This is a genomic window from Endozoicomonas ascidiicola (assembly GCF_001646945.1).
Classification (GTDB): Bacteria; Pseudomonadota; Gammaproteobacteria; order Pseudomonadales; family Endozoicomonadaceae; genus Endozoicomonas; species Endozoicomonas ascidiicola.
The window spans coordinates 387,817-394,629 of the sequence record NZ_LUTV01000005.1; the positions used below are offsets into that span (position 1 = coordinate 387,817).

6 protein-coding genes are annotated in these 6,813 nt (G+C 45.6%); 5 read left to right on the forward strand and 1 reads right to left on the reverse strand.

Annotated features, from left to right (window positions below; translation table 11 throughout):
- Positions 1–246 precede the first annotated feature (246 nt).
- Positions 247–1,404 carry an IS4 family transposase gene (locus AKL11_RS15565; protein WP_067519076.1) on the forward strand — a complete coding sequence of 386 codons (1,158 nt, stop codon included), beginning with the start codon at positions 247–249 and terminating at the stop codon, positions 1,402–1,404.
- A gap of 19 nt (positions 1,405–1,423) precedes the next feature.
- Here AKL11_RS15565 and AKL11_RS15570 read toward each other — a convergent pair whose 3' ends face one another.
- On the reverse strand, positions 1,424–1,822 hold the full coding sequence (locus tag AKL11_RS15570) for a hypothetical protein (RefSeq protein WP_067519078.1): 399 nt from the start codon (positions 1,820–1,822) through the stop codon (positions 1,424–1,426).
- 274 nt (positions 1,823–2,096) lie between these two features.
- On the opposite strand from AKL11_RS15570, the gene AKL11_RS15575 reads away from it, so the two are divergent.
- The 4 genes from AKL11_RS15575 to AKL11_RS15590 all read left to right on the forward strand — a co-directional run bounded on the left by AKL11_RS15575 (position 2,097) and on the right by AKL11_RS15590 (position 6,394).
- On the forward strand, positions 2,097–3,182 hold the full coding sequence (locus AKL11_RS15575; RefSeq protein WP_067519080.1) for an IS630 family transposase: 1,086 nt from the start codon (positions 2,097–2,099) through the stop codon (positions 3,180–3,182).
- Between the two features lie 679 nt (positions 3,183–3,861).
- Positions 3,862–4,671 carry a transporter substrate-binding domain-containing protein gene (locus AKL11_RS15580; protein WP_067519082.1) on the forward strand — a complete coding sequence of 270 codons (810 nt, stop codon included), beginning with the start codon at positions 3,862–3,864 and terminating at the stop codon, positions 4,669–4,671.
- Positions 4,672–4,680: 9 nt separating this feature from the next.
- The gene (locus tag AKL11_RS15585) at positions 4,681–5,667 is read left to right on the forward strand and encodes an amino acid ABC transporter permease (protein ID WP_245673237.1); all 987 of its coding nucleotides are present in this window, start codon (positions 4,681–4,683) and stop codon (positions 5,665–5,667) included.
- Positions 5,651–6,394: an amino acid ABC transporter ATP-binding protein gene (locus tag AKL11_RS15590; protein ID WP_067519084.1), complete on the forward strand. Its 744-nt coding sequence runs from the start codon at positions 5,651–5,653 to the stop codon at positions 6,392–6,394. The genes AKL11_RS15585 and AKL11_RS15590 overlap by 17 nt, the downstream gene beginning before the upstream one ends.
- Positions 6,395–6,813 lie beyond the last annotated feature (419 nt).

Below are 6,813 nucleotides of genomic sequence, written 5' to 3' on the forward strand. Positions count from 1 at the left end.
AAAATTCTGGAAGAGTTCAGATTGCATATCACTCCCCTACCACGTTGATTTTATAGGAGTTTAGCTGATTCAACCATTAACGGTAACTTAGCCCTATTGATCGGTGATCTTGAGAAGCAAATGGTTCTTCTGGCTCACTGCTGTCCGGTTAAACATCCGGGGAAGAACTGAAGTACCTGTCTCTGTTGATCTACGGTAAAATAGCGGTTGTCGAGACAGCTATTTTACAGAACAAGAAAGACAGGCATGAAGCATCATAACAGCGTTTTCCAACAGTTACTCAAAACAATCCCACGTCATCAGTTTCAGAAGGTCGTTGATCGCCACAACGGGGATCATCGAATCAGGACTCTGTCATGCTGGACTCAACTCGTTGCCATGATGTTTGCTCAACTGGCCAGCCGGGTTTCCATTCGGGATCTGGTTGAGAATTTTAATGCCTGCCACAACCACCATTACCATTTGGGTGTCTCTCGCATAAAGCGTTCTTCATTGTCGGATGCCAACAGCACTCGGGCGGCCAGTATTTTCGAAGAAACCTTTTTCTTTCTACTACAAAAGGTCAGAAGCCATCTGCCTCGGGGAGCGGGCAATGAAATGGTGCGCCTGATTGATTCCACGACCATTGACTTAAATTTGAACCAGTTTGAGTGGGCGCATTTTCGAAAAACTAAAGGCGGCATAAAGCTTCATACGGTGTATGACCCGAAGGCCGATACTCCCACTTTTTTCGAACTGACCACCGCCAAGAAGAATGACTGCAAAGCGGCTCAGAACCTTCCCATCATGGCAGGTGTCACCTATGTTTTTGACCGGGCTTACGACGACTACAGCTGGTATCACGAAATGACCTGTCAGGGCACGCAATTTGTGGGCAGGATGAAAACATCARCAGTCTATGAAGTCGTCGAATGTCGTGAAACAACAGAAGACTCTATTCTGGAAGACCAAATCATCAGGCTCTCTTCTGACAAAGGTAGAAAAGACTGCCCGGTTGATCTCAGGCGGGTCAGGATTTGCCGGAAAGAAGACGGCAAAGTACTGGTGTTTATCAGTAACGATCTGAGGAGAAGTGCTGCAGAGATTGCTGCCTTGTATAAATCCCGCTGGCAGATCGAGCTGTTCTTTAAGTGGATTAAACAGAATCTGAAGGTCAAGCGGTTCCTTGAGCGCAGTGAAAATGCAGTAAAAATACAGGTGCTTACAGCAATGATTGCCTACCTCCTGCTGCGCTTGGCTCAGATCACAACATCCTGCAAGTTGTCGTTACAGCAAATAGCCCGAAGAATCAGTCTTAACCTGACCCGTCGGTGCTCTTTGTTGGAATTATTCAGTGACCCGCCGGATAGAATTGAAGCCAATTTACCCCAGAACCAGGGGAGTTTGGAGCTGGTTTATGCTTAACCGGACAGTAGTGTTCGGGTCATCCCCCCTGCATCATATCTTCATGCTCACCAGCAGGCTTATCAACATTTTTCATATTATCTGCCTCAACCACCTTGCTGCTATTTTTCTTAGCTTGAGCAAGATCATTCTGATCTTCAAGTTTAGGTGGCGAAACATCCCTTCCGACGCCCTTAGCAATAGAGCCCGTTTTTTCCGTTGTAGTTGTCACCGTTGTGGAGACTGTAGAAGAAACTGTTTTTACATCAGCATCCACTGCCTGTTCATCGTTAGGTAACAAAGGGGTTAACATTGAATTATCAGGCTTGCCTGATTGTCCTGAAGGAGACAGCATGGAGTTACCAGAACTCGAGCTAGTGACATTGAGACCTGTCACATTCCGATCTGACATCAGACCTGACTGAACAACTTCAAGCATCTTTCCACTGTCACCAGATCGAGTACCAAAATAAATCGCTACTACAGTCGCCGCTACCCTGCCCCCCCGCCAACAACAGCTGCTACAACTTTCCTAGCCCCCCAGCCACAACCGTGCTCGCTGGATGCCTTTTTACTGCCTTCAACATCCTCCTTGCTCCCATTTAGTGGCTCTGCTTCGGCGGAATAACTAGTGTAGTGAGCTGCATTTAATACAACATAAATAATCTCGCTGTGCCATTATAGGTAAGAGCATCTAAGGACGGATACTATCTATGAGAGTCGCAGCCAAGATAAGCCTGAGTGAACAGGAACAAAAACTACTAAAACGTCTATCGTCGTCAAATAAAAGCTCTGTACGCATTGCCCGTCGTTCTAAAATTATTCTTTTGGCTGCAGATGGAAAAACCAATCTTGAAATTGCGGAAGCATTAAATATCGAACGGGGACAAGTAAGCCGTTGGCGAGTTCGTTATGTAGCTGAAGGTTTTCGGGGAATAGAGAAAGACCTTCCTCGTGGTGGTCGTAACAAACAGATTAATGCTACGGAAATCGTTCGTTTGACCACTCAAACAAAGCCGGATAATGCTACTCACTGGAGCACTCGCTCTATGGCTGAAGCCGCTGGCATCAGTGCGACAAGCGTGCGTCGCATATGGAAAGCCCATGGCCTTAAGCCTCACCTGGAAAAGACATTCAAAGTTTCTCGTGATCCAAAGTTTGTGGAAAAGCTTGAGGATATCGTTGGACTCTATCTGACTCCTCCAGAACATGCCCTAGTGTTGTGCAGTGATGAAAAAAGTCAGGTTCAGGCACTTGATCGCACACAGCCGGGCTTACCTCTGAAAAAGGGACGTGCTGCGACAATGACTCATGATTACAAACGACATGGGACAACTACCTTGTTTGCAGCACTGAACGTACTTACAGGAAATATTATTGGTCAATGCCAGCAAAAGCATACTCATGCAGAGTGGCTGAAGTTTTTGAAACAGATTGATCGGGAAACCCCAAAAGATAAGTCTTTACATCTTATCTGTGATAACTACGCAACTCATAAACATCCGAAGGTAAAAGAGTGGCTGGAAAAGCACCCGCGATTCCACGTTCACTTTACACCGACATCAGCTTCATGGATGAACATGGTTGAGAGGTTTTTCCGAGATTTAACCACACAGCGTTTACGTCGAGGGGTATTCAAAAGTGTTCCAGAGCTTGTGGAGGCAATAGAGGAATATATCGAAAAACATAACGAGAAGCCCAAGCCGTTTATATGGACAGCCAAGGCTAATGACATACTGGAGAAGGTAGTTCGAGCTAATTGCCGCTTAAGCAGCAAAAAGAACGGCGCACCACACTAGTTGAACTATAAGAAGTTGCAGGGAGAGTGTTTTTAGATACGTCTGCCATTTTAAATACCTCAAACAAGCATAAATAACCGCCATTAAACAACTCTAATGACTGGGTGTAATTAAAAGTGTTCAACAGTCTGTAATTTTGTGAATTTTCTATTTTTGATACCGATTATTCATGCGGGGTAACAGCTGATGAAATTTGAATTTTCACCACATCGGGAACACTTTTAATTACACCCCTAATGACTACTGAGTTTGACATTCAGACGTTCACAATGGTTCAAGGCTTTATATAATGCTTTATTTATCAAAAGCCATTTAAAATACTATTCACTCATAATTATTAAAACTGACATAAAATCAAACTTTAAATAATAGAAACATCCCATTCATGTCAAAACCGATCATATTGTGCCCAGCGTTTACTTATCCATTTTCTGAATCAACAACAAAGATAGATATTGATTTACCATTTATAAATTTCAACTCTAGAAGTTACTAAACTTCATCCCAGTTAATCACCGTTTTATTGCGCTGGTAATGCACAACAGAGTATGTACAATGCGAACTGTTTCCTCGTAGAACTATTTTATTACGAGGTGTAGCAGACACGGAACAGTCAGCAAGATAATAAAGATAACCGGCATCGGATAAACAGGATATCCGCCTGCTTTAAGGAGTAACAATGAAAAAAATAACCACCCTGCTGGCATTCCTACTGGCATTCAGCTCATCGCTGTTCGCCTCTTATAATCAAATCTGGGAAGAATCCACCCTGAACCAAATCATGGAGCGTAAAGTTCTGCGTATTGGTTTGGATGCTGGCTATATGCCTTTCGAGATGACCAACAAGCAAGGCAAGATCGTTGGCTTTGATGTAGACGTCGCTCGTCAAATGGCTAAAGCCATGGGCGTTAAGCTGGAAATTGTTAACACTGCATGGGACGGTATTATTCCTGCACTGATGACGGACAAGTTCGACATCATCATGGCCGGTATGACTCTGACTTCTCAGCGCAACCTGCAGATCAACTTTGCTAACCCTTATATTGTCATTGGTCAAAGTGTACTGGTTCGTGAAGGCCTTGAAGATGAAATCAAATCTTATAAAGATCTGAACGACCCTAAGTACATTGTTGCATCCAAGCTGGGTACCACTGGCGATATCGCCGCTAAGCGTTACCTGAGCAAAGCCAAGTTGAGATTGTTTGAAACTGAATCCGATGGCGCCATCGAGGTTCTCAACGGCAAAGCAGACGCCTTTGTTTATGACTTCCCATTCAATGCTATTTATTCCAGCCAAAACCCTGGAAAACTGGTTCACCTGGACTCACCATTTACCTATGAGCCTCTGGCCTGGGGTGTGCGTAAAGGCGACCCGGACTTCATCAACTGGCTGAACAACTTCCTGACCCAAATTCAAGGTGACGGTACTTACGATAAAATCTACGCCAAATGGTTCGAAAGTTCCGAATGGCAGAAGACGTTGAAGTAACGCCTTGTGATGACCGGTAAACCCGTTAAAGGCCAGCCATTGCAAATGGAAAAGCAGCCTAACCAGATTCTCTGGAATCTGGTCTTCGCTGCCTTATTGCTGCTGTTGGGTCTGGGTATCTACAAATCAAGTCAGGCTATTGACTACATCTGGCGCTGGGACCGAATCCCCCAGTACATTCTTTACCAGGCTCCGGAAGAACTCCGGGCTGAATTCGACGGCAATATTGAAGTAAACGATAAAGGACAATTGACACTGGTTAATGAGTATGACAGCAGTGAACAGATGTCTTTTACTGATTATCAGGAGATTGCCGTTTTTGAAGGAGACCTGATTTTTGAGGGTGACCTTCTAGCAACCAATTATCAATGGCAGCCCGGGCCTATTGCTACCGGCCTATGGATGACCATTAAGTTATCACTGGTTTCCATTGTTTTTGCCATTGTGCTTGGCGCATTAGCAGGGCTTGCCCGTATTTCACCCAATCCGGCACTGCGGCATATGGCAACCGTGTATGTTGAGTTGGTTCGCGGTACGCCATTGCTGGTTCAAATCTTTATTGTCTACTTCTTTATTGGGACGGTATTAGATCTGGAGCGGTTTACCGCTGGCGTCGTGGCGCTGTCAGTCTTCACCGGCGCCTATGTTGCAGAAATCATTCGTGCAGGCATTGAGTCCATCAGCCGAGGGCAGATGGAAGCCGGAAGAAGCCTTGGCATGAGTCGTTCCATGACCATGCGCTACATTATTCTGCCACAGGCGTTTAAACGGGTATTGCCACCTTTAGCTGGGCAGTTTATCAACCTGATAAAAGACTCTTCGCTGGTATCCGTTATATCGCTAACCGATCTGACCAAAGCGGGTCGAGAAGTAGTCAGTGTCACCTTCAGCCCATTTGAAGTGTGGTTCAGCATTGCACTGCTGTATTTACTGTTAACGGCCACCCTTTCCTGGCTGGTGCGTCGCATGGAGGTGAAGTATGCCGTCAGAGACTGAAGTCATCATCCAGGCGACTGGGGTAGAAAAGATCTACCCCAATGGGGTTCATGCGCTGCGCAATGTTTCCCAAACCATTTATGAACAGGAAGTGGTGGTGGTGATTGGTCCCAGCGGCTCAGGCAAATCCACTTTTCTTAGAACCCTGAATCAGCTGGAAACCATTAACGACGGTGAAATTGTCGTTGATGGCATCTCCCTGACCACTCCCGGTGACGTCAATAAACTCCGGGAAGAAGTGGGCATGGTGTTTCAGTCATTCAACCTGTTCCCGCATTTATCGGTGATGGATAACATCTGTCTTGCACCCATGAAGGTTCGAGGAATCAGTCGTGCCGAAGCGCAAGAGCGCTCTAGAACACTCCTGCAAAAAGTCGGTCTTTCAGATAAAGCAGACAGTTTTCCCGCACAATTATCCGGCGGCCAACAACAACGAGTCGCCATCGCCAGAGCACTGGCAATGCAACCCCGCATTATGCTGTTTGATGAGCCCACCAGCGCATTGGACCCGGAGATGGTCGGTGAAGTACTGGATGTTATGAAACAGCTGGCAAAAGAAGGCATGACCATGGTTGTGGTTACCCATGAAATGGGCTTTGCCCGGGAAATGGCCGACCGGGTGTTGTTTATGGATGCTGGCGAGCTGCTGGTAGACAGTGAGCCCAATGCGTTTTTTGATGCTCCTGAAAACGAACGGCTCCAGACCTTTCTAAGCCAGGTTATATAGTCAACCTTGAATTTATACTTTAAAGAACCTCTATCGATAGTTAGCACTCACCTCTATCGATAGAGTCTTACTTCATTTATATGCCTTTCAATCCACAATAACGTTACCTTTCGAGTGGCTGATCGATTGATCAGAAACTATTCCTGATATCAGCTGTCTACATCCCTGAACACTATGTTCAACCTCTACAATTCTGCATACAAAGTACGCAGATGACTGCTAGGAGCCTGTCGGACTTAGAACAACTTTTGAGTATAATACCCGCAAGATCGTAAAAGACAGCCAGCCAATGAACAAATGGACTTTCAGACCCATTGACCGAGACATCCCTGACTTTTTTCCTGCCACTGTTCAGGATTATCTGCCAGAGGTGCATCTTGCTCGCTTTGTTGTAGAGGTGGTTGAGCAGCTAGACCTCA